2 protein-coding genes are annotated in these 2160 nt (G+C 74.3%); both read left to right on the top strand.

From position 1 onward, the window contains the following. A partial coding sequence (locus D7V97_RS42530) for a TIGR02265 family protein (protein ID WP_120616215.1) occupies positions 1-472 on the top strand: 472 nt, incomplete at its 5' end. A 320-nt stretch (positions 473-792) separates the two neighbouring features. Next, positions 793-2160 (top strand): response regulator (locus D7V97_RS42535; protein WP_120616216.1); only part of this gene is annotated, 1368 nt, incomplete at its 3' end.

Below are 2160 nucleotides of genomic sequence, written 5' to 3' on the forward strand. Positions count from 1 at the left end.
GGGCGAGGCGGCCGGCGCGCAGTGCCTGGAGGCGGCGGGCCTGCACGCGCTGAACGCCGGGGAGCTGTACCCGGTGACGCGCTTCCTGGCGATGGCGGCCCGGGCGACGCGGCTGCTCCGCCCGCAGCTGGGGGACTGGGCTCAGTCGCTGCACTACATCGGGACGCAGGCCACGGTGGACTTCCTGGCCTCCATGTTCGGCCGCGAGCTGATGCAGGCCTCGCGCAGGAACCCCCGGCTGCTGCTGCAACACCTGGCGAACGGCTACAGCACGGCGGTGAGCTACGGCGAGCGCAGCGTGCTGTGGACCGGGGATCGCAGCGCGCGCTTCGTGATGCGCCGGGACTTCATGCCCGCGCCCTACCACGAGGGCGTCCTGCTGGGCGCGCTGGAGGCGGTGGGTGCCCAGGACGTGCGCGTCCACGGACGCCAGCTGTCCCTGCTCGACAGTGAATACGACGTTTCCTGGTAGTCCGGGGCGCTCGCGTCCCGGGCCGGGGGCCGAGGGGGCGGACGTTCACCGGCCAGTGCTCGGAAGCGAACGTCGGGCATTTCTCCCGGGGGTGTGACAGGCAGGGCCACTAGCATGTGGAGCGCAGGCCCAGCGCCGGAGGCCGTGGTTCATCCGGCCCCACACCCGGGAGGAGTCACGCGAATGGATGCAGCACACGGCTCCCGGCCGGCGCGGCGGTGGGCCCCCGGGCGGAGCGCTCCCGGCACGGCGCCCGGCCGTGTCCAGGTTCCTCTCCAGGTCGCATCCCTCCGGGTGTCGGTGTGGGCCGGGGCTCGGGCATGACGCCCTTCCGGCTGCTGCTGGTGGAGGACAACGCCAACGACGCGGCGCTGGTGACGGCGGAGCTGGAGCAGGCGGGCTACCAGCCCACGACGCGTCGGGTGGAGACGCTCGAAGGGCTGCGCGAGGCGCTCTCCACGGACGGCTGGGACCTGGTGCTGTGCGACTACCGGCTGCCGGGCTTCAGCGCGCTGCAGGTGCTGGCGGTGCTCCACGAGGTGGGGCGGGACGTGCCGCTCATCGTCCTGTCCAGCCAGCTCAGCGAGGAGCAGGCCGTCACGCTGATGAAGGCGGGCGCGCGCGACTGCTTCTCCAAGGACCGGCTGGCGCGGCTGGGGCCGGCGGTGGCGCGCGAACTGGAGGAGACGCGCGTGCGGCGCGAGCGAGCGCGCGCGGAGGTGGACCGCGAAATCCTGGCCCGGGCCAGCGAGATGCTCACCGCGTCGCTGGAGCAGGAGGCGCGGTTGGATCAGCTCGTCCAGCTGGTGGTGCCCCGGGTGGCGGACTGGAGCGCCTTCTTCCTCCACGACCTGGAGCGGGGCGGGCTGAAGCTGGCGGCGCTGGCGCACCCGGACGCGGCCCGGCGCGCCCTGGCGATGAAGCTGCACCAGCGCTACCCCCTGGAGCCGCAGGCCACCGGGGGCCCCGCGTACGTGCTGCGCACGGGCACGCCGGAGCTGGTGGAGGACGTGCGCCTGCGCCCCGAACCCATCCACGGGGACGCGGCGCACCAGCGCGGGCTGGAGGAGCTGGGCCTGCGCTCGGTGGTGAACGTGCCGCTGCCCGGCCGCGACGGCGTGCTGGGCGTGCTGTCGCTGGGCACCCTCGGTGAGCGCACGCTGGGCCGGGTGGACCTGGCGCTGGCGCAGGAACTGGCGCGGCGCGCGGGCCTGGCCCTGGAGAACGCGCGGCTGTTCCAGGAGGCGCGCGAGGCGGTGCGCCTGCGCGACGAGTTCCTCACCGTGGCCGCGCACGAATTGCGCACGCCCCTCACCACGCTGCGGCTGCAGCTGGGCACGCTGCTGCAGCGCTCGGAGGCGCACCGGCTGGACGCGGAGGTGGTGGCGCGCCTGGAGCGCAGCGTGCGGCAGGTGCGGCGGCTGGGCACGCTGGTGGAGGGGTTGCTGGACGTGTCGCAGCTGAGCAGCGGCGAGCTGTCGCTGATGCCGGAGCGCTTCGACCTGGAGGAGCTGGTGGCGGAGGTGCTGGAGCGCCACCAGGCGGAGGCCGCCGCGGCGCAGTGTGAGCTGCGCCAGTCGCCGCGCCGCGGGCTGTGGGGCACGTGGGACCGGCTTCGGGTGGACCAGGCGGTGTCGGCGTTGATATCCAACGCGCTCAAGTTCGGTCCGGGGCGGCCGGTGGAGGTG

The organism is Corallococcus sp. CA053C, from assembly GCF_003611675.1.
Lineage (GTDB): Bacteria > Myxococcota > Myxococcia > Myxococcales > Myxococcaceae > Corallococcus.